Annotated in this window: 19 protein-coding genes and 1 other RNA gene; 8 read left to right on the top strand and 12 right to left on the bottom strand. The window is 69.5% G+C overall.

Annotation, left to right across the window (positions count from 1 at the left end):
• Positions 1-119 precede the first annotated feature (119 nt).
• The 3 genes from tpiA (at position 120) to ffs (ending at position 1551) form a co-directional block, all read left to right on the top strand.
• Positions 120-869, top strand: a complete 750-nt coding sequence (gene tpiA, locus ABLE43_RS02370) for a triose-phosphate isomerase (RefSeq protein WP_348976875.1) — start codon at positions 120-122, stop codon at positions 867-869.
• A 134-nt stretch (positions 870-1003) separates the two neighbouring features.
• Complete coding sequence (locus ABLE43_RS02365; RefSeq protein WP_348976874.1) at positions 1004-1417, top strand: hypothetical protein; 414 nt, start codon at positions 1004-1006, stop codon at positions 1415-1417.
• Between the two features lie 39 nt (positions 1418-1456).
• An RNA gene (gene ffs, locus ABLE43_RS02360) (signal recognition particle sRNA small type) lies at positions 1457-1551 on the top strand.
• A gap of 2 nt (positions 1552-1553) precedes the next feature.
• Here ffs and ABLE43_RS02355 read toward each other — a convergent pair.
• The 4 genes from ABLE43_RS02355 to ABLE43_RS02340 form a co-directional block, all read right to left on the bottom strand.
• The gene (locus ABLE43_RS02355; protein ID WP_348976873.1) at positions 1554-2870 is read right to left on the bottom strand and encodes a serine hydrolase; all 1317 of its coding nucleotides are present in this window, start codon (positions 2868-2870) and stop codon (positions 1554-1556) included.
• 3 nt (positions 2871-2873) lie between these two features.
• Positions 2874-4082 carry an energy transducer TonB gene (locus ABLE43_RS02350; RefSeq protein ID WP_348976872.1) on the bottom strand — a complete coding sequence of 403 codons (1209 nt, stop codon included), beginning with the start codon at positions 4080-4082 and terminating at the stop codon, positions 2874-2876.
• A gap of 58 nt (positions 4083-4140) precedes the next feature.
• Positions 4141-6120: a DNA topoisomerase IV subunit B gene (gene parE / locus ABLE43_RS02345; RefSeq protein ID WP_348976871.1), complete on the bottom strand. Its 1980-nt coding sequence runs from the start codon at positions 6118-6120 to the stop codon at positions 4141-4143.
• Positions 6121-6415: 295 nt separating this feature from the next.
• Positions 6416-7177, bottom strand: coding sequence for a GcrA family cell cycle regulator (locus ABLE43_RS02340; RefSeq protein ID WP_348976870.1), 762 nt, complete (start codon positions 7175-7177; stop codon positions 6416-6418).
• 84 nt (positions 7178-7261) lie between these two features.
• Between ABLE43_RS02340 and ABLE43_RS02335 the strand changes: the two genes are divergently transcribed.
• The 4 genes from ABLE43_RS02335 to ABLE43_RS02320 all read left to right on the top strand — a co-directional run bounded on the left by ABLE43_RS02335 (position 7262) and on the right by ABLE43_RS02320 (position 11740).
• Positions 7262-8098 carry an ABC transporter permease gene (locus tag ABLE43_RS02335; protein WP_348976869.1) on the top strand — a complete coding sequence of 279 codons (837 nt, stop codon included), beginning with the start codon at positions 7262-7264 and terminating at the stop codon, positions 8096-8098.
• Positions 8099-8199: 101 nt separating this feature from the next.
• Positions 8200-9390 (top strand): aspartate aminotransferase family protein, encoded by a 1191-nt coding sequence (locus ABLE43_RS02330; RefSeq protein ID WP_348976868.1) that lies wholly within the window; start codon positions 8200-8202, stop codon positions 9388-9390.
• Positions 9391-9535: 145 nt separating this feature from the next.
• Complete coding sequence (argF, locus tag ABLE43_RS02325) at positions 9536-10453, top strand: ornithine carbamoyltransferase (protein WP_348976867.1); 918 nt, start codon at positions 9536-9538, stop codon at positions 10451-10453.
• A gap of 63 nt (positions 10454-10516) precedes the next feature.
• Positions 10517-11740, top strand: a complete 1224-nt coding sequence (locus ABLE43_RS02320) for a class I SAM-dependent methyltransferase (protein WP_348976866.1) — start codon at positions 10517-10519, stop codon at positions 11738-11740.
• A gap of 3 nt (positions 11741-11743) precedes the next feature.
• On the opposite strand, the gene ABLE43_RS02315 is transcribed toward ABLE43_RS02320, so the two are convergent.
• From ABLE43_RS02315 to ABLE43_RS02285, 7 genes are all read right to left on the bottom strand, one after another.
• Positions 11744-12505 carry a helix-turn-helix domain-containing protein gene (locus ABLE43_RS02315; protein ID WP_348976865.1) on the bottom strand — a complete coding sequence of 254 codons (762 nt, stop codon included), beginning with the start codon at positions 12503-12505 and terminating at the stop codon, positions 11744-11746.
• Positions 12506-12574: 69 nt separating this feature from the next.
• Positions 12575-12844 (bottom strand): HPr family phosphocarrier protein, encoded by a 270-nt coding sequence (locus ABLE43_RS02310; RefSeq protein ID WP_348976864.1) that lies wholly within the window; start codon positions 12842-12844, stop codon positions 12575-12577.
• On the bottom strand, positions 12841-13248 hold the full coding sequence (locus tag ABLE43_RS02305; RefSeq protein ID WP_348976863.1) for a PTS sugar transporter subunit IIA: 408 nt from the start codon (positions 13246-13248) through the stop codon (positions 12841-12843). The genes ABLE43_RS02310 and ABLE43_RS02305 overlap by 4 nt, the downstream gene beginning before the upstream one ends.
• Positions 13249-13271: 23 nt before the next feature.
• Complete coding sequence (gene rapZ / locus ABLE43_RS02300; protein WP_348976862.1) at positions 13272-14162, bottom strand: RNase adapter RapZ; 891 nt, start codon at positions 14160-14162, stop codon at positions 13272-13274.
• Entirely contained in the window at positions 14159-14578 is a 420-nt protein-coding gene (locus ABLE43_RS02295) for an HPr kinase/phosphorylase (RefSeq protein WP_348976861.1), read from the bottom strand. The genes rapZ and ABLE43_RS02295 overlap by 4 nt, the downstream gene beginning before the upstream one ends.
• Entirely contained in the window at positions 14575-16149 is a 1575-nt protein-coding gene (locus ABLE43_RS02290; protein ID WP_348976860.1) for a sensor histidine kinase, read from the bottom strand. The genes ABLE43_RS02295 and ABLE43_RS02290 overlap by 4 nt, the downstream gene beginning before the upstream one ends.
• A gap of 263 nt (positions 16150-16412) precedes the next feature.
• Positions 16413-17120 (bottom strand): response regulator, encoded by a 708-nt coding sequence (locus ABLE43_RS02285; RefSeq protein WP_348976859.1) that lies wholly within the window; start codon positions 17118-17120, stop codon positions 16413-16415.
• A gap of 112 nt (positions 17121-17232) precedes the next feature.
• Between ABLE43_RS02285 and ABLE43_RS02280 the strand changes: the two genes are divergently transcribed.
• A complete protein-coding gene (locus ABLE43_RS02280; protein ID WP_348976858.1) occupies positions 17233-18846 on the top strand; it encodes an AmpG family muropeptide MFS transporter in 1614 nt (537 codons plus the stop codon).
• Here ABLE43_RS02280 and ABLE43_RS02275 read toward each other — a convergent pair.
• Entirely contained in the window at positions 18835-20139 is a 1305-nt protein-coding gene (locus ABLE43_RS02275; protein WP_348976857.1) for a bifunctional folylpolyglutamate synthase/dihydrofolate synthase, read from the bottom strand. The genes ABLE43_RS02280 and ABLE43_RS02275 overlap by 12 nt on opposite strands.
• Positions 20140-20280: the final 141 nt, after the last annotated feature.

Here is a 20280-nt window from a genome sequence, read left to right as displayed (position 1 = left end):
ATCGAAAGACTGTGAACCGCGTCGCTTTAGAAGCGCTGCGCCGTCGCTTCAAGGTTGCGCGCGGCCGGGAAGCCGCTATCGGGCGTATAACACGTAAAACACCGCGGGAGCGCATGGGGATGATTCGTCGCAAGCTGGTAGCGGGTAACTGGAAGATGCATGGCCTGCGCAGTGCGCTGGGCGAGATCGCGGCGATCGATGCCGCCGCCGCCGCCGCGCCGCAGGTCGATGTGGCGCTGTGCGTGCCCGCCACGCTGGTCCACCCCGCCGCGGAAGTCGCGCGCAAGGTGAAGATCGGCGGACAGGACGTGCACGCCAATGATCGCGGCGCGCACACCGGCTGCGTCTCGGCGGAAATGCTGCGCGAGGCGGGGGCGAGCGTCGTGATCGTCGGCCATAGCGAGCGCCGTACCGACCAGAACGAGACGAGCCACGACGCCTGGGCCAAGGCGGCGGCGGCGCGGCGGCACGGGCTGGACGTCATCCTGTGCTGCGGCGAGACCGAGGCGGAGCGCGACGCGGGCCGCGCCGAGCGCGTCGTGCAGGCGCAGATCGAGAAGTCGGTGCCCGAAGGGGCAAGCGGCGACTGGTTCACCCTCGCCTATGAACCGCGCTGGGCGATCGGCACCGGCCGCACCCCGTCGCCCGAGGAGATCGCACAGGTCCATGCGATCGCGCGTGCCAAGCTGCGCCAGATGGTCGGCGATGCGGCGGACGGTATCCGGCTCCTCTACGGCGGGTCGGTGACGGGGGCGAATGCCGCCGCGATCCTGTCGATCGAGGATGTCGACGGCGCACTGGTCGGCGGGGCCAGCCTGACCGCCGGGAAGTTCGTGCCGATCATCGAGGCCGCGGCCCGGCTCGGCTGAGCGCGCATCGCCGGGCCACGCATCCTTGCGGTCGGCAAGGCGTTGGGATGTCAGGCGGACCGCAGCGGCGGTAAGCCGCGGTTCAGCGGCGCCATGCTATGGCGTGGTCGTTCGCCAGCACAGGAACCCGTATCATGCGCCTGCCCCCCGCCTGTTCCCTCCTTCTCGTCGCCGCCGCATGCGGTGCCGCGCCCGCCATGGCACAGGATCGCGCCGCCGCGGGCGAGGCGGCGCTCGCCCGGATCACCGCCGATCGCACGGTCGGCAAGCCGGTGTCGTGCATCAACCTGCGCGATATCCGCTCGAGCGAGATCGTGCCCGACACCGCCATCGTCTATCGCATGCACAACGGCACGCTGATGGTGAACCGGCCCAACGGGGCGGGGATGCTGGATCGGGACAACATCCTCGTCACGCGGACGATCGGCACGCAATTGTGCTCGATCGATATCGTCAATCTGATCGACCGCACGTCGCAGTTTCCGCGCGGGTCGGTGGGGCTGAGCGAGTTCGTGCCCTATTCGCGCAGCCCCCGCCCGCGCGGCTGAGGCCACTTGCGTCCGCCGCGGGCTTCGCCCATATGGCGCCTGGGAGTCGGGCGGACGATGCCGTCGCCAACCCGGTCAGGTCCGGAAGGAAGCAGCCGCAACGATTTCGCAGCGGGTCGTCCGGCTCCCACCCATCCTATTTCGGCGCGGCGAGCGTGAGTGCGGTTTCGACCAGCCCCATGAACCGTAACTGGTCGACGTCCCTCGCGGTATCGTTCCACGTCGCCGACAGCGCGTACCAGCCGCCGTCCTTGCCTTGCAGCAGGAAGTTCATCGACAGGACGCCGGGTTCCGACCCGCCCTTGTAGCCGACATAGCGCCATGCGGCTGCCGGACCGGGCAGGCCGGGGTTCTTCGACAGCACCGCGCGCAGATCGGCGCCGCCCGGCCCGTCGCTGTGCCGCCGCAGCCAGTCGAACGTGCGGATCAGGTCGTTCGGGCTGGCGAACCACTCGATCTGCTCGATCGCGACGGGCTTCTTGTCCTGAAACAGGTCGCGCACGATCGCCGATACCGGCGTGGCAGCGACCTTGCCCGCCAGCATCCGCCGCCGTCCCGCCGGGTCGAGCGCGGCATATTCGCGCCCCAGCGCCGCGCCGTCCACGCCCTTCAGCTTGAACGCCTCCAGCGTGCCAAGGAAGGGCCGGTTGCGCCCGCCGCCGTCGGTCATGCCCACTACCGGCAGCATCGCCTCCACCTTGTCGCGGCCCAGATCGAACAGCAGGATGTCGGTCGCGCTGTTGTCGCTGACCGAAATCATCCGCTCGGCCAGTTCGCGGTACGACACCCGCGTGCCCTTGGGCTGCCGGGTATAGGCCCCACCGGGCAGCGGCGCGCCGTCGAGCGTTACCGTATCGCTCCACCTGCGCTCGCCCGCCGCGATCGATCGGGCGAGTTCGGCGAGGATCACCAGCTTGAACGCCGACCCGATCGCCAGCGGACGGGCCGCTTCATGGGCCTGCGCCGTGACCGGCGCTCCGTCGCCCAACCGGGCGAACGCGAAGCCGGTCGCACCGGGCAATGCCGCCAGTTGCGCGACCACCGCGTCGATCGAGGCCGCGGCAGCACCGCGTGGCTGCGCGCCCTTCAGCAACAACCCCGTGATCGCATGCGGCGCGGCCGGATCGACGGTGAGATCGGCGTTCAGCGTACCGCGCTCGAACCCGAAGCGGACGCGCGCCGACCATGGGCCGGTCGGCGCGATCGATTCGACTCCGGTCGGCTTGCCCAGCGATGTGGCGAGTTGCGCGTTGATCGCATCGATCTGCGCCTTGGGAACCCTGGCGCGAAAATCCGGGGCGAAGAGCGTGTCATATGTGCCTTCGCCCCCCAGGAACCGTGCCGCCTCCTCGGCGCGCGCCCGGAACGCCGGATCGGTCCTAACGGCCTCCGTCACCGCCGCCGGTGGCACGGGTACCGAGGCCGCGGCCTGGAGCGCAACGAGGATGAGCATCGTTCAGACCGTCGGGCTGGTCGGTTTCGGGGCGGCGGCACCCGCCGATGCCGACGGCTCTACCGACAGGTCGGTCATCTCGACCCGCGATACCGCCGAACGCTGCAGGAAGCGCGATCCGCTGATCTCCACCAGCGGCGCGGTCTTGGTGTAGCGTTCGACGCGGAACACGCCGGGCTGGCCGTCGACCAGCGTCAGCGGGGCATAGCGACGGGTACGGATCGACTTGAGCACCGCTTCGTCCCAGCCGCCGCTGAACGCATCGCTGGTACGCACGACCTCGATGTCCTGCGGCAACCCCTTGGCATCGATATAGAAGGCGACATCGACCCACTGGTCCTCCACCCGATCGGCGGAGGCGAGCGTCGTGACCGATCCGCTGTCCCGGCCGGTACGGGCGTTGTTGAGATCGACGCCCTCGCCATAGAGCAGCGTCGGCCGCGCGGTGGGGGTGCCCCCCTGGAGCGAGGCAAGCATCTGCGCCAGCTGTTCCGGCTTGGCGTTGCGCAGTTCGAGCCGCTTCAGCCCGGTGCGCGCGGCATCGGCGAACACCGCCAGTTCGGGCGCGGTGCTGGCGGCAAGGTCGCGCAACACGGCGCGGGCACGGACGGTATAGGGGTAATCGGCGCGCGCCAGCGACGACAGCACCATGCCATGGCGGAACCGGGCATAGCCCTCCACCTTCTTGTAGCCCGCCGCCTGCGCCGCCCTGGCGATATCGCGATAGTTCGCCTCGGCGATCTCGAACGCGCCCTGCTTGGCATAGACGTCGGCCAGTTCGATCCGCCCGACCAGCACATCGGCCTGGGTGTCGCCCAGCCCGGCGCGCAGCGCCTGCACCATGTCGGTCGCGCTCGACCGTTCCTGCTGCACCTCGCCCAGATTGGCCGACAGGCGCGAATGGGCGCGGAACAGCCCGGCTACCTCGCGCGGCAGTTCCTTCGCATGGCCGCGGTTGCGCCGGATCCCCGCCGCCGCGACGTTCTGCGCATTCTCATACTGGCCCGCGACGAACAGATTCTCGGTATGGGCGAGCGTGGCGGCGATGTCTTCCTTCGGCGGGCACCGCCGCGCGAGGCAGGCATCGAGCGCGTGCTTCGTATCGCTGAGCCGCACGCCGGTGACGACGATTTCGGGTTCCTTCGGCGGCGGCGCTTCCTGCGCTGCGGCGGGCGCGGCGAAGGCCAGAAGCGAAGCGAGTATCGGCTGCATCGTTGCGGATCCTTTGCATCGGGTCCCATCCCCATTCGCGAAGGTGCGCCGCGCGATGTCAGGCGTCAATCACCTCGTCGTCCAGCCGCGCCGCATTTTCCTGAATGAAGGCAAAACGGTGCGCGGGATTGGTGCCCATCAGCCGGTCGACCAGATCCTTCACCGCCGCACGCTCCTCATATTCCTTTGGCAGGGTGATGCGGATCAGGCTGCGGCTCTTCGGGTCCATCGTCGTCTCGCGCAGCTGGCCGGGGTTCATCTCGCCCAGCCCCTTGAAGCGGGCGACCTCGACCTTCTTGCCGCGAAAGGCGGTCCGCTCCAGCTCGGCGCGGTGCGCATCGTCGCGGGCATAGAGCGACTTCGCGCCGTGCGTCAGCCGGTAGAGCGGCGGCTGCGCCAGATACACATGCCCGCGCCGCACGATGTCGGGCATCTCTTGAAAGAAGAACGTCATCAGCAGCGTCGCGATATGCGCGCCGTCGACATCGGCGTCGGTCATGATGACGATGCGTTCGTAGCGCAGCGCATCGGGCTGGCAATCCTTGCGCGTGCCGCAGCCCATCGCGAGGATCAGGTCGGCGATCTCCTGATTGGCCAGTATCTTTGCGCTGGTGGCGGAGGCGACGTTCAGGATCTTGCCGCGGATCGGCAGGATCGCCTGCGTCTTGCGGTCGCGCGCCTGCTTGGCCGAACCGCCCGCCGAATCCCCCTCGACGATGAACAGCTCGGTGCCCTTGGGATCGTCGGAAGCGCAGTCGGTCAGCTTGCCCGGCAGCCGCAGCTTGCGCGACGAGGTGGCGGTCTTGCGCTTGACCTCGCGCTCCGCCTTGCGGCGCAGGCGCTCGTCCATCCGGTCGAGCACCAGCCCCAGCAGCGCCTTGCCCCGTTCCATATTGTGGCTGAGGAAATGGTCGAAATGGTCGCGCACCGCCTTTTCGACGAGGCTCGCCGCCTCGACGCTGGTCAGGCGATCCTTGGTCTGGCTCTGGAACTGCGGATCGCGGATGAAGACCGACAGCATCAGCTCGCAGCCCGTCGTCACATCGTCGGCGGTCAGATCCCTGGCGCGCTTGTTGCCGACCAGATCGGCGAAGGTGCGCAGGCCGCGGACCAGCGCCTGCCGCAGCCCCTGTTCGTGCGTGCCGCCGTCGGGGGTGGGGATGGTGTTGCAGTAATAGCTGTAGCTGCCGTCGCTCCACAGCGGCCATGCGACCGCCCATTCGACCCGGCCCGCCTCGCCGGGGAAATCCTGTCGTCCGGTGAAGAAATCGGCGGTGGCGCATTCGCGCCCGCCGACCTGTTCGCGCAGGTGATCGGCGAGGCCGCCGGGGAACTGGAACACCGCTTCGGCAGGCACGTCGGTCCCGGCGACCAGCTCGGGCGCGCATTTCCAGCGGATTTCGACGCCCGCGAACAGATAGGCCTTGGACCGCACCAGCTTGTGCAGCCGTGCGGGCTTGAACTGGAGGTCGGCGAAGATTTCGGCGTCGGGGGTGAAGGCGACCAGCGTGCCGCGCCGGTTGGGGGCCGCGCCGACGTGTTCGAGCGGGCCGAGCGTCTGCCCCTGCGAGAAGCGCTGGCGATACAGCTGCCGGTCGCGCGCGACCTCGACCACCGTATCGACCGACAGCGCGTTCACCACCGAGATGCCGACGCCGTGCAGCCCGCCCGAGGTGGCATAGGCCTTGCCCGCGAACTTGCCGCCGGAGTGCAGCGTCGAGAGGATCACCTCCAGCGCCGACTTGTCCGGGAACTTCGGGTGCGGATCGACCGGGATGCCGCGCCCGTTGTCGATGATGGTCAGGCGGTTGCCGACGTCCAGCTGCACCTCGATCCGGGTGGCGTGGCCCGCGACCGCCTCGTCCATCGCATTGTCGAGCACCTCGGCGGCAAGGTGGTGCAGCGCGCGCTCGTCGGTGCCGCCGATATACATGCCGGGGCGGCGACGGACGGGCTCCAGCCCTTCGAGCACCTCGATCGAGGAGGCGTCATAGGCGGGCGGGGTGGGGGAGTTCGCGTCGAACAGATTGTCGGCCATGGCGGCGGTATAGAACGAAACGGGGCCATGGGGGAAGGTGTCGGGAGGGCGAGATGCCGCACGCCTATTCCTTAGTCACCCCGGACTTGTTTCGGGGTCCACGGTTCCGCATGCGATGCCTCCAGCGCCTCCGGCCGCGCCGCTAGAGGCGAGGTGGACCCCGGAACAAGTCCGGGGTGACGAAGGGGGTGCGTGGGGACGTCACGGGCGAAGCCCGTGCCGTCGGTCGCGGCCCTAGGCCGCGCCGGCCGGTTGATCGCCGGAGCGCGATCGAGCTTCGCTCGACCTTGCGCGATCAACGAACCCTAGGCCCGCCATAGGGCAGCGGCGGCGGCGGGCGACGGTCGCGGCGGGGGAGCTGCGCCTGATAGGCATGGCCGCAATGCGCCACGCAGTACGGGAAGCCCGGATTCACCTTTTCGCCGCAGAAGTGGAAATCCGGCTCGCCCGGATGGCCGATCGGCCATTTGCAGATGCGGTCGTTCAGGTCGAGCAGCGTCGTCTTGCCCGCGATCGCATCGCTGGGCCGCGCGGGCACGAGGCGGCGGGGCGGCGCGGGGGTGAGCGGGGCGGACTGCTCGCCCGGATTCTGGCGCAGGAAGCCGCCGGGGCCCACCGAGCGCAGCACCGGCGCGTCGGCGCGCGGCGCGGGCGCAACGGGTGCTTCGTCCGCTTCCGCTTCGTCGTCGCCGTCGGCCTCGACCGGCAGCGGCGTGAAGGGATCGTCGTCGACCGCTTCCGCAACCGGGGCGGGGGGCGGCGGCGCCACCGGCTCGGGCGCGGGCGGCGGGGGGGGCGGCGCGGCCACCACCGGTGCGGGTGCAGGAGCAGGTTCGGGTGCAACCGGGGTCGGCGCAGGCGCGGGCGCGGCGGCAGCCGCCGCCGTCTTGTCCGCCGAGCGCACCGGCGACGGGCGCGATTGCAGGCCCAGGCGATGCGCCTTGCCGATCACCGCATTGCGGCTGATCCCGCCCAGTTCCTCGGCGATCTGGCTGGCGGTCATTCCCGATTCCCACATCTTGGCCAGCGTCGCGATGCGTTCTTCGGTCCAGCTCATGCCCGTACTCGTCCTTCGTTCGTTGCGCCTCGGGGAAGCCATCGTCCTTGCCGCCGCGCCCGCCAGCGATTAGGCGACGCAGCCATGCAGGAACAATCCCCGTTGCGCGCAAAAATCACTCTGCCCGACCCCGGCGTGCCGGTCATACGGAACGTCAACTGGGGCGGATTGCGCACCCTCTATATCAAGGAGGTGCGCCGCTTCTTCAAGGTGCAGTTGCAGACGATCTGGGCACCCGCCGTCACGACGCTGCTGTTCCTCGTGATCTTTTCGGTCGCGATGGGCGGGGCGGGGCGCACCGTGCTGGGCGTGCCCTTCCCCGATTTCGTGGCGCCCGGGCTGATCGCCATGGCGATGCTGAACAACGCCTTCGCCAATTCCAGCTTCGCGCTGCTGGTCGGCAAGATCCAGGGAACGGTGGTCGATTATCTGATGCCGCCGCTGTCGACCGGCGAGCTGCTGGCCGCGCTCGTCGGCGGTGCGGTGACGCGCGCGTTCCTCGTCGGGATCGTGCTGTGGTTCGCGATGCTGCTCTACCCCGGCGTGCATGTGATGCCGCGTCATCCCGGCGCGGTGCTGTGGTTCGGGCTGTTCGGATCGGTGTTCCTGGCACTTGCGGGGGTGCTCACCTCGATCTGGGCGGAGAAGTTCGACCACGCCGCCGCGATCACCAATTTCGTGATCGGGCCGCTGACGCTGCTGTCGGGCACCTTCTATTCGGTCGAGGCGCTGACCCCGCTGTTCCGCTCGATCAGCCATCTGAACCCGTTCTTCTACATCATCTCGGGCTTCCGCTACGGATTCCTCGAACGCGCCGACTCGCCGGTGCTGGTCGGCGGGGCGGTGATCCTGCTGGTCGATATCGCAATGGGCGTAGGCGCCTATGCGCTGCTGCGTTCGGGGTGGAAGCTCAAGAATTGACGGCCACCCCCAATGGGCAGTACAGCGCCCCTCCGGGCGGCCCGGTTGGCCGCCCTTTTGCGTTTTTCCGCGCCTGATATTTCTCAAGGAGGAGCAGTTCGATGACGACCCCCGCGCTCATGCCCGTCTACCCACGGTGCGGCGTGCGTCCGGTCCGAGGCGAGGGCTGCTACCTGTACGGCGAGGACGGCACGCAGTATCTGGATTTCGCCGCGGGGATCGCGGTCAACGCGCTGGGCCACGGCCACCCGCATCTGACCAAGGCGATCCAGCAACAGGCCGCGACGCTGATGCACGTCAGCAACCTCTACGGCAGCCCCCAAGGCGAGGCGCTGGCGCAGCGGATCGTCGACAACAGCTTCGCCGACACGGTGTTCTTCACCAATTCGGGCGCGGAGGCGGTCGAGTGCGCGATCAAGACCGCGCGGCGGTTCCACTTCGCCAACGGCAACCCCGAGCGCAACACGTTGATCTGCTTCAACCAGGCGTTCCACGGCCGCACGCTCGGCACCATCTCGGCGACCAACCAGTCGAAGATGCGCGACGGGTTCGAGCCGCTGCTGCCTGGCTTCAAATATGCCGAGTTCAACGATCTCGAAGGCGCGCTGGCGCTGATCGACGATCACACCGCCGGGTTCCTCGTCGAGCCGGTGCAGGGCGAGGGCGGCCTGCGCACCGCGACGCCGGAGTTCCTGACCGGCCTGCGCAAGGCGTGCGACGAGCACGGCCTGATGCTGGTGCTGGACGAGGTGCAGTGCGGTTACGGCCGTACCGGCACGCTGTTCGCGCACGAGCAGTATGGCGTGACGCCCGATATCGTCTCGGCGGCGAAGGGCATCGGCGGCGGCTTCCCGTTCGGCGCGTGCCTTGCCACCGAGGAAGCGGCCAAGGGCATGGTGTTCGGCACCCACGGTTCGACCTATGGCGGCAACCCGCTCGCCATGGCGGCGGGGCAGGCGGTGCTCGACTTGATGCTGGACGACGGCTTCTTCGCGCATGTGAAGGCGATGGGCGACCGGTTGCGCGGCGCCCTCGAACAGATGATCCCGAACCACGATCACCTGTTCCAGGAGGTCCGCGGCATGGGGTTGATGCTCGGCGTCAAGCTGAAGTCGGACAGCCGCCGCTTCGTCGCGCACCTGCGCGATCAGCACCAGCTGCTGACGGTGGCCGCGGGCGACAATGTCGTGCGCATCCTGCCGCCGCTGGTGATCGACGAAAGCCATATCGCGGAAGCGGTGGAGAAGCTGTCGGCGGCGGCGCGGGTGTACGTGCCGGTGACCGACGATTGATATGAAGCTCCTCCCCGCTCGCGGGGAGGGGGACCATGCGAAGCATGGTGGAGGGGGATCGCCCCATAGCGCAGCGTGGGTGGAGGTCCCCCTCCACCGTCCTGCGGACGGTCCCCCTCCCCGTGCCGGGGAGGATTTACCCAAGATGCGCCATTTCCTCGATCTCGCCTCGGCCGGTGCCGACGGCATCGCCGCGATCCTGAACGATGCGCTGGCCGCCAAGGCGGCGCGCAAGGGCTGGCCCAAGGGGCGTGCCGATGCCGATGCGCCGCTCGCCGGGCATACCCTGGCATGCGTGTTCGAGAAATCCTCGACCCGTACCCGCGTGTCGTTCGACATGGCGATGCGCCAGTTGGGCGGCAGCGCGCTGGTGCTCGATGCGGGCACGACCCAGCTCGGGCGCGGCGAGACGGTGGCGGACACCGCCCGCGTCCTGTCGGGCTATTGCGACGCGATCATGGTGCGCACCGACGATCCCGCCAAGCTGGACGAGATGGCGCGCTATGCCAGCGTGCCGGTCATCAACGGGCTGACCGACCATTCGCACCCGTGCCAGATCGTCGCCGACCTGCTGACCGTGATCGAGGCGGGCAAGGCGCTGCCCGGCCTGAAATGGGCGTGGCTGGGCGACGGCAACAACGTGCTGCATTCGATCGTCGAGGCGGGCGCGCTGATGCACTTCGACGTCGTCGCCGCCTGTCCCGAGGGCTATGATCCCGCGCCGGAGGTGATCGAGGCGGCAGGTGCCCGCGCGCGCATCACCCGCGATCCGGTCGCGGCGGTGCGGGATGCGGACGTGATCGTCACCGACACCTGGGTATCGATGGGACAGGCGCATGCCGAGGCCAAGCTGGCGGCGATGGCCCCGTACCAGGTGACGACCGGGCTGATGGCGCATGCGAAGCCGGATGCGGTGTTCCTCCACTGCCTGCCCGCGCATCGCGGCGAGGAAGTGACGCCCGAGGTCATCGACGGGCCGCAGTCGCTGATCTGGCCGGAGGCGGAGAATCGCCTCCATGCGCAGAAGGCGATCCTGCGCTGGTGCCTCGGCCAGATCGGCTGATTGCCTTGCGGGGCGGATATTTCCGCCCCCGCATCGCCACATTCGCTTCCTAACGAAGCGGCCATGGCATTGATCGATACCTTCCTCGCCCGCACCGTCCGGCGTGGTACGCTCGCCCTGACCCATGCCGATGGACGCAGCGTCACCTTCGGCGCCCCCGACCCCGCATTTCCCGACGTCGCGATCCGCTTCACCACCCCCGGCGCCGCCGGACGGATCGTCCGCCACCCCGCGCTGGGCGCGGCGGAGGCGTTCATGGACGGCGAGCTGGTGATCGACCGCGGCGATATCCGCGACCTGATCGAGCTGCTGACCGGGAACACGCCATGGGGCCGGGGCGGCGGGCTGAAGCCCTCGCTGCCGATCCGGTTGTTCGACGCGGTGCGCCACCGGGTGGACCGGGTGAACATGGCGCGTCGGTCGAAGCGCAACGTCGCGCATCACTACGACCTGTCCGACCGGCTCTACGCGCTCTTCCTCGACAGCGACCTGCAATATAGCTGCGCCTATTTCACCGACGCCGACAACGGCCTTGAACAGGCGCAGGCGGACAAGAAGGCGCATATCGCCGCCAAGTTGGGCGTCCGGCCCGGCATGCGCGTGCTCGACATCGGCTGCGGCTGGGGCGGGATGGCGCTGTACCTGCACCAGAAGACCGGCGCGGAGGTGCTGGGCGTCACCCTGTCCGAAGAGCAGATCAAGGTCGCCCGCCGTCGCGCCGAGGAGGCGGGCGTCGCCGACAAGGTGAAGTTCGAGCTGATCGACTATCGCGCGGTGACGGGGCGGTTCGACCGCATCGTCTCGGTCGGGATGTTCGAGCATGTCGGGCCGCCGCAATACGGTACCTTCTTCCGCAAGTGCCGCGACCTGCTGACCGACGACGGCGTCATGTTGCTCCATACTATCGGGCGGATGGGGGTGCCGGGCGTCACCGACACCTTCACCACCAAGTACATCTTCCCCGGCGGCTACAACCCCGCGCTGTCGGAGATCGTGCGCGGCTATGAGGGCACCAAGCTGATCGCCAGCGATATCGAGGTGCTGCGCGTGCATTACGCGCTGACGATCGATCACTGGTACGCCCGCACCGTGGCGGCGAAGGACGCGATCGTCGCGCTGTACGACGAGCGCTTCTACCGGATGTGGACCTTTTACCTCGCGGGCGCGGCGGCGGCGTTCCGCCACGGCGGGATGGTCAATTACCAGGTGCAACTGACCCGCAACCGCTGGGCGCTCCCGCTGACGCGGGATTACATGGTCGAGGAGGAGCGGCGGTTGCGGGGGTGACGCTCAGCCGATCGTGACGCCGACGACGCGCCAGTCGTCCTGTTCCTGATCCAGCGTCACCGTCTCGACCTGCGGTTCGGCTTTCCCGGCGAAGCGGGTGCGGAACTTGACCACCTGATAGCCATAGGGCGGGGCGGGGAGATATTCCTCGCCGATCAGCTCGCGCGACTGCACTTGGCCGAGCGGGGTGCGGACCTTCTCCGACACCTTTGCCCACACCTCGGCCGTGTTCAGCTTGCGGAAGGCGACGCCGAACAGCCGGTAGCTGTCGTCCCAGCGTCCCTGGTCGACCAGTAGCAGGAAACGTTTGGCAGCTTCGGGGGCTGGGGTGGCCGGCAGGGTTGCCGGCGGGGGCGGCGGCGTTTGCTGCGTTGCAGGGGACAGGGTCAGGGCCAGCAGGCCGAGCATCAGGGGCATGACGATCGCTCCGATGAGGAAACGGGAGCGGCGTCGTGCCGTCCCGACGCCGACGATCGGCGCGGCACCGGGATCGACGGAGGCGGGCGACACGTCATCCCCGCTTAGTCTGTCCGCAGACTTTTCGGGGGCCGCTTCCTCCGCTGCCAGCAGCAGCCGGGCTGCCTCGCGGCTGCTCGATACCGCCAGCTTGCGCCGCGCGTCGCGCAGGCGTTCGTTGATCGTGTGCACCGACAGGCCGAGCGTGGTCGCGATCGACTTCACGTCGTGCCCGCGCACGATCAGCCGCAGCGTCTGCTTTTCCTTGTCGGTCAGCGCCTCGACGCCGCCGGTTGCGTGGCTTGCCATGGCGGTTGGCGCTAGGGTTCGACGCAAGCGGCCGCTACCCCCAAAAAATTGGGGGAGGGGCGCCAAGGCTCAATCCTCGCCGAAGCGATCCTCGACCAGCTGCACCAGCTGCCCCACCACCGCGTCCGCACCGTCGCCCGCCGCGCTGATCGTGATGTGGTCGCCCTTGGCCGCACCGAGCATCATCAGCCCCATGATCGACGTGCCGGTGACGCGCGATCCGTCCTTTTCCACGCTGACCTCGATCGGCTGCGCGGCGGCCAAGGTCACGAACTTGGCGGAGGCGCGGGCGTGGAGGCCACGGCGGTTGGTGATCTGCACGGTGCGGCTGACGCTCATGCCGCCGCCTCGCCCAGCACTTCGGATGCGACCGAGATATACTTTCGCCCCGCCTCGCGCGCGGCGGCGACGGCTTCCACGACCTTCATCGCCTTGCGCGCGCCGCCGAGGCGGATCAGCATCGGCAGGTTGATGCCTGCGATCACCTCTATCCGGCCCGCTTCCATCAGCGAGATGGCGAGGTTGGAGGGGGTGCCGCCGAACAGGTCGGTCAGCACGATCACCCCGCGCCCGGTATCGACCTGGTGAATCGCGGCGGCGATGTCGGCGCGGCGCTCCTCCATATCGTCCTCGGGGCCGATGCACACCGTGGCGATCCGCTCCTGCGGCCCCACGACATGTTCCATCGCCCGCACGAACTCCTCGGCGAGGCGCCCGTGCGTCACCAGTACCAGGCCGATCATGTCCGTCGTCGTTCCCACATGCCTCATGGCGCCTGTACCGCGCCGTCCAGCGAATCCTGCGGCGCGGTGCCAAGGTCGCGATGTGCTATGGTGGGCGAAAATCCGCGTTCGCGCAACCATGCCCCCATGCGTTCGGCGACATGGACCGAGCGGTGCCGCCCGCCGGTACAGCCGAACGCGACCGTGACATAGGATTTGCCCTCCGCCCGGTAGCGCGGGAGGAGCGTCGCCAGCATCGTCTCGATCGCGGCCATGGCGGCGTCATAGGCCGGGTCTGCCATGACATAGGCGGCGACGGCGGGATCGCGCCCGGTGCCGGGCTTCAGTTCGGGGTCCCAGTGCGGATTGCGCAGGAACCGCATGTCGAGCACGATATCGGCATCGCGCGGCACCCCGCGCGAGAAGCCGAACGACATGACGCTGAGTACCGGCTCGCCCCCGCCGTCGGGGGTGAAGGTGTCGCGGACCCAGTGGGCAAGGTCGCTGGCGGAGAAGGCGGTGGTATCGACCAGCCGGTTGGCGAAGTCGCGCAGCGGCCCCAGCAGCGCGCGTTCCTGCGCGATACCGTCCATCGCCGGGCGATCCTGCGCCAGCGGGTGGCGGCGGCGGGTTTCGTTGTAGCGGCGCTCCAGTTCGACCGACGTGCAGTCGAGGAACAGGATGCTCAGCCCCATGTCGGGCCGGTCGGTGATCGCCTGCACGATCTGTTTCGCGTCGAACCCGCGCGTCTGCGGCCCCAGCCCGACCGCGAGCGGGCGTTCGGTGTCGCGCGTGCCGATCGCCAGCAACCCCTCGAGCAGGCGCAGCGGCAGGTTGTCGACCACTTCCCAGCCGAGATCCTCCAGCGTGCGCAGCGCGGTGGACTTGCCCGCGCCCGACATGCCGGTGACGAGCAGGATCGGGGAACGGGTCATGACGCTATCCTTGCCATCAACAGCTCCACCTTGAGCGGCGCCGACGCCTCGCGCAGCGCAAGTGCGGCATATGCCACGGAAACGCCGTGCAGGTCGATCGTGTCCGCCGTCGGCAGCCGCGGCGGCGCATCGGCGGCGGCGATGTACAGTACGACCGGCACCGGCGCGACATGTGGCAGCGCGACGATGCCGACGCCGCGCACCTCGATCCGCCCGGCGATCGTCGCGGGCGGTTCGGCGAGCAGCCGGTCGCCGTCGCGCGCCAAGGTGGTGTAGTCGTCGCTGACCAGCACCGCGCCGCGATCGATCAGGCGGAGGCTCAGGTCGGACTTGCCCGCCCCCGACGGCCCGGCGATCAGCACGCCGCGCCCCGCGATCGCCACGCAACAGGCATGGATCGGCGCAGCGTCCCTCATGGCGCGGGCGCGGCGGGAAGCTGGACGACGAAGCGTGCGCCCCCCTGGGCGTGCTTGCGGGATTCGACCGCGATCATGCCGCCATGCCCCTCCACGATCGTACGGGCGATGGCAAGGCCGAGCCCCGAATGCTGCCCGAACGCCTCGCCCCCCGGCCGCACCGAATGAAATCGGCGGAAGATCGCCTCGCGCTCCGCCTCCGGCACGCCCGGTCCTTCGTCCTCGACGTCGATCTCGACCAGATCGCCGTCGTCGCCGCCGCCGATCCGCACCGTGCCGCCCGGCGGCGAGAAGGAGATGGCGTTTTCGATCAGGTTCGCGAACACCCGCTCCAGCCGCGCGCCCTCGCCCAGCACCACCAGCGGGCCGTCCGCCTCGAACGCCAGCGTCACGTCGCGTTCGATCCCGCGATCGCTGCGATAGGCGACCAGCGACCCGATCAGCGCGGTCAGGTCGACGCGCTCGAACTTGGCGCGGGCGAGCTGCGCGTCAAGGCGCGAGGCATCGGATATGTCGGTGATGAGGCGGTCGAGACGGCGCACATCGTCCTGCACGATCGCCAGCAGCTGCGCCTGCAGCGCCGGATCGCGCACCGATCCCAGCCCGTCGACCGCCGATCGCAGCGAGGCGAGCGGGTTCTTCAGCTCATGCGTCACGTCGGCGGCGAACGCCTCGGTCGCGTCGATCCGGCTGCGCAGCGCGCCGCTCATGTCCGACAGCGCGCGGGCGAGCATGCCGATCTCGTCGCGGCGGCTGGGCAGGCGGGGGACCACGACCTCGCGGTCGCGGCCCAGCCGCACCCGGATCGCGGCACGCGCCAGCATCCGCATCGGCCGGACGATGGTGCGGGCGAGGAACAGCGACAGCAGCACCGACAGCAGCACCGCAACGCCCAGCACGATGCCCAGCCGCACCCGCTCCGAGCGTACCGTGCGCGTGATGTCGCGTGCGTTGACCGTGGCCATCAGCACCCGGTCCTCGGGCAGCGGCGCGGCGGCGGTGATGACCGGCGTGCGATCGGGCGCGCGCCACACGGTGGCGGCGGTGCCGCCGGTGGTGCGCACCGTCACCACGTCGGGCCAGCGCAGGCCGCGCCCCGGCGCGCGTTCGCGGTACAGCGGATCGCGTTCGTTGCCGACCACGGTATCGATCCCGGCGTCGAGCGCGCGCGCGGCATCCTGTTGCCAGCCGTCCTTGTCGGGATCGACCAGCTGGAAATTGCGCACCCCCAGCGCCCGGCTGTCGGCGACCAGCCGCCCGCGCCGGTCGTAGATGCGCAGCCGCACGCCGGACTGGCGCGCGAAATAGACCATCTCGTCGGTGCGTTCCTCCGGCGGAAGCAACGCCAGCGCTTCGGCGATCAGCCGCACCTCGCGCTCGGCCTGCGCCACCCGCCCGTCGACGATCCGCGCGCGATAGCTGTCGAGATAGAAGAACCCCCCCGCCAGCAGGGCGAGCGCGAAGATGTTGACGAACAGGATGCGCGGGGTGAGCGACACCCGCCCCGACCAGCGCAGCGACAACGCGCCTTCGTCGCGCGGCTGGGTGTCGATCGGGTCAGCGGCGGCCATCGGAACCGTCTCCCGTCGCGGACCGGCATCCTCGGGAAAAGTCGCTTCCACGTACCCCAGCGCAGGCGGGGGGCCGGGGGCCGGGGGCGCAAACGGTTGTTTTGCGTGGCTCTGGACCCCCGCCTGCGCGGGGGTACGGCAGGATCGGGGCCAGCCTTATGCTTTCGCACGGAAATCGTGGCAGGGATGTGGCGGGCGCAGCGCTCCCCCGCGGCCCAACCCAACCCGACCTCGCCCTGTCAGGGAGGGGCCGCGAAGGCGGCCTAATCGTCGGCGAAGCGATAGCCGGCACCATAGAGCGTCTCGATCGCGTCGAAATCGGGATCGACCTGGCGGAACTTGCGGCGCAGGCGCTTGATGTGGCTGTCGATCGTGCGGTCGTCGACATAGATGTCGTCGTGATAGGCGGCGTCCATCAACTGGTTGCGCGTCTTGACGATGCCGGGCCGGACGGCAAGCGTTTCGAGGATCAGGAATTCGGTGACGGTCAGGGTGACGTTGTCGCCGTTCCACGTCACGCGGTGCCGCGCCGGGTCCATCGCCAGCCGCCCGCGCTCCAGCACCGGCTGCGGGGCTTCGGTGCCCGCATCGCCCGGCTCCTGCGGCGGTTCGGTGCGGCGCAGGATCGCGCGGATGCGGGCGATCAGCAGCCGCTGCGAAAAGGGCTTGGCGATATAGTCGTCCGCGCCCATCGCGAGGCCCAGCGCCTCGTCCAGCTCGTCGTCCTTGCTGGTCAGGAAGATGACCGGCAGGTTGCTCTTTTCGCGCAGGCGGCGGAGCAGCTCCAGCCCGTCCATCCGCGGCATCTTGATGTCGAGCACCGCCAGATCGGGCGGATTCTCGGCGAACGCCTTCAGCGCCACTTCGCCGTCCGAATAGACGCGGGTGACGAACCCCTCCGCCTGGAGCGCGATCGAGACCGAGGTCAGGATGTTGCGGTCATCGTCGACCAGCGCGATCGTCGCGGTCATTGCATCAGCTCCATCGCCATGGACGCGGGTTAGGCCAAAGGGCGGGTCGGCTCAATGGGCTTGGCGGGCGCGGCACCCATCGATAGGGTCGCGCCCTGTTAAGGGGACTGGGATGACCGATACCGCGCCCAAGGGGCTGGCGCTGCTCCGCATGGGGCTCACCAATCGCAAGACGGGCATGATGCTGGCGTTCGGCTTTGCCGCCGGGCTGCCGTTCACGCTGCTGATCGGGACGCTCAACGCATGGCTGGGCGCGGTGGGGGTCAGCCTCGCCACCATCGGGCTGCTGTCGTGGATCGGCCTCGTCTATGCGTTCAAGTTCCTGTGGTCGCCGCTGGTCGATCGGCTGCGGCTGCCGCTGCTCGAACGGTTCGGGCGGCGCAAGTCGTGGATATTGCTGTGCCAGGCGGTGATGACCGCCACCTTTCTGCTGCTGGCCGCGACCGATCCGGTGGCGGGGATCGGCAGTTTCGCGCTGATCGCGGTGATCGGCGCCTTCGCCGCCGCGACGCAGGACGTGGTGATCGACGCATGGCGGATCGACGTGGCGGACGAGCACGCGACGCTGGGAATCCTGTCGTCCACGTACCAGCTGGGCCACCGGTCCGCCGCGCTGGTCGGCGGGGCGCTGGCGCTGGTGCTGGCGGCGCGGATCGACTGGCCGATGGTCTATGCGATCATGGGCGCGCTGATGGCGGTGCTGCTGGTCCTTACCCTGTTCGCCCCCGATACGCCGCGCCCGGTCGAACAGGAAGCGGCGACGGCGGTCGTCGGCCCGTCGTCCCGCGACAAGCGGATCGGCCTCGCCGTCGTCGGCCTGTGCTGGGGCTGGGCGATCCTCACCATTGCCGCGTTCATGATCCGCGCGCTGGCCGTCCCGGCGGGCACCCCGCCGCCGAGCGCGGGCGACTTCACCCGGCTGACCGGACCATGGATCATCGTCGCGACGATCGTCGTGCCCGCGATCGTCGCGGCATGGCTGCACGGACGGACGCAGGAAGCGGCACCTGCCAACCGGCTGGTGGAGCACGGCTATCGCGCGCTCATCCTGCCGCTCGGCGAACTGGTCGGTCGGCTGGGGGTCGGCGCGGTGATCGTGCTGGGGCTGATCCTCAGCTACCGGCTGTGCGATTCGATCTGGGGGCCGTTCGCCTATCCCTTCTATCTGGAGGAACTGCGCTACACCAACGACGAGGTGGCGTTCGCGTCCAAGATCTTCGGCATCGGCATGACGATCCTCGGCATCTCGCTCGGCGGCGTGCTGTTCGCGACACTGGGGCGGATGCCGACGTTGCTGCTCGGTGCGATCGTCGCGGCGGCGAGCAACCTGCTCTACGCCGATCTGGCGGCGGGTGCGCCGGTAATCGATGCGGTGGCGGGGGCGACCGGCCTGCTGAACCTCGGCGCCGATGCGCGGATGGTGCGGCTGCTGGTCGCGATCTCTGGCGAGAATATCGCAGGCGGCCTGGCGGGGGCGGCCTATGTCGCTTATCTCTCCTCGATCGCGAGCAAGGAGCATAGCGCGGTGCAATATGCGCTGCTGTCGTCGCTGACGCTGCTGGTCGGCTCGCTGGGCCGCGCGGGGCTGGGCGAGGCGGTGGAGCAGATGGGCTATGCGCCGGTGTTCCGCTTCACCGCCGCGCTGGGGCTGGTGGCGGTAGTGTTCGTGCTGCTCGAATGGGTCCGGTGGAAGCGCGAGACGCGGCGGGCGCCCTCAATCGGGTAGTTCGTCGTTCGCGGACAGCACGGTACCCGCCAGATAGAGCGATCCTGCGATCAGGATCGATTCGGGTGCGCGCGGGACCAGCCGGTCGAGCGCGTCCGCCGGGTCGGCGGCGACTTCGGCGGTGATGCCGAGGCTCCGTGCCAGCGCCGCCAGATCGGTCGGCGCATGATGGGCATGACCCGGCACCGGCAGCGCGACCAGATGGTCGACCACCTCCGCCAGATGGGTCAGGACCGCGCGCGCGTCCTTGTTGGCGAGCATGCCCAGCACCAGCGCCGACGGCTCGCCGCGGGCGATGCCCGGCCATGCGGCGGCGACTTCCCGCGCGGCCGATTCGTTGTGCGCGCCGTCGAGCCAGACGCCGTGGCGCGGATCGACCCGCCCGGTAAGCGGGCCACGCGCACGCAGGCGCTGCATCCGTGCGGGCCAGCGGGCGTTGGCGGCAGCGGCGACGATCGCCGCGTCGGGGACATCCAGGGCAGACTGGTGTCGCAGCATCGCGGTCGCGAGCGCGAGATTGTCGAGTTGATGCGGCCCGGCCAGCGCCGGTACGGGCAGGGTCAGTTCGCCGTCACGGTCGCGATAGGTCGTGCCGGTGACACGCCATGCATCGCCGCGCGGGTAGATCGGGGCACGTGCGGCGGTGGCAGCCGCCGCCACCCTTGCTGCGAGGTCGGGCGCATAGCCCTGCGTCACCAGCGGCACGCCGGGCTTGGCGATCCCGGCCTTCTCCGCCGCGATGCCGGGCAGCGACGTGCCGAGGAACGCCTCATGGTCCATCCCCAGCGCGGCGATCCCGCAGACGGCGGGGGCGGGGAGGATATTGGTCGCGTCGAGCCGTCCGCCCAGCCCCACCTCGATCACGCACGCATCGGCGGGGGTGCGGGCGAAAGCGAGGAAGGCGGCGGCGGTGGTGATCTCGAAGAAGCTCGCCCCGATCCCGTCGGCGACGTCGAGCACTTCGCCGAGCAGCGCGGCGAGCGCGGCATCGTCGATCAGCGTGCCCGCCAGCCGGATGCGTTCGTTGAAGCGGACGAGATGCGGGCTGGCATAGACATGGACGCGGTATCCCGCCGCCTCCAGCGCGGCGCGGAGATAGGCGCAGGTCGAACCCTTGCCGTTGGTGCCCGCGACATGGAACACCGGGGGCAGTGCAAGGTGCGGATCGCCCAGCCGGGCCAGCAGGCGGGTGATCCGCTCCAGCCCGAGGATGTCGGCACCCGGCGACAGCAGCGTCAGCCGGTCGAGCTGCGCCTGTACCGCCGGGTTCGTGGAAATCGCGAAATCGGGCATGTCTCAATCCTCCCCGGCACGGGGAGGGGGACCGCCGCGCAGCGGTGGTGGCGGGGGATCGCCCCGAAACGCTGCGCTTGCGGAAGCCCCCCTCCACCAGCCTGCGGCTGGTCCCCCTCCCCGTGCCGGGGAGGATCAACA

Source organism: Sphingomonas silueang, from assembly GCF_040049155.1.
GTDB lineage: Bacteria > Pseudomonadota > Alphaproteobacteria > Sphingomonadales > Sphingomonadaceae > Sphingomonas > Sphingomonas silueang.
This window is presented reverse-complemented; position numbering and strand designations above follow the sequence as displayed.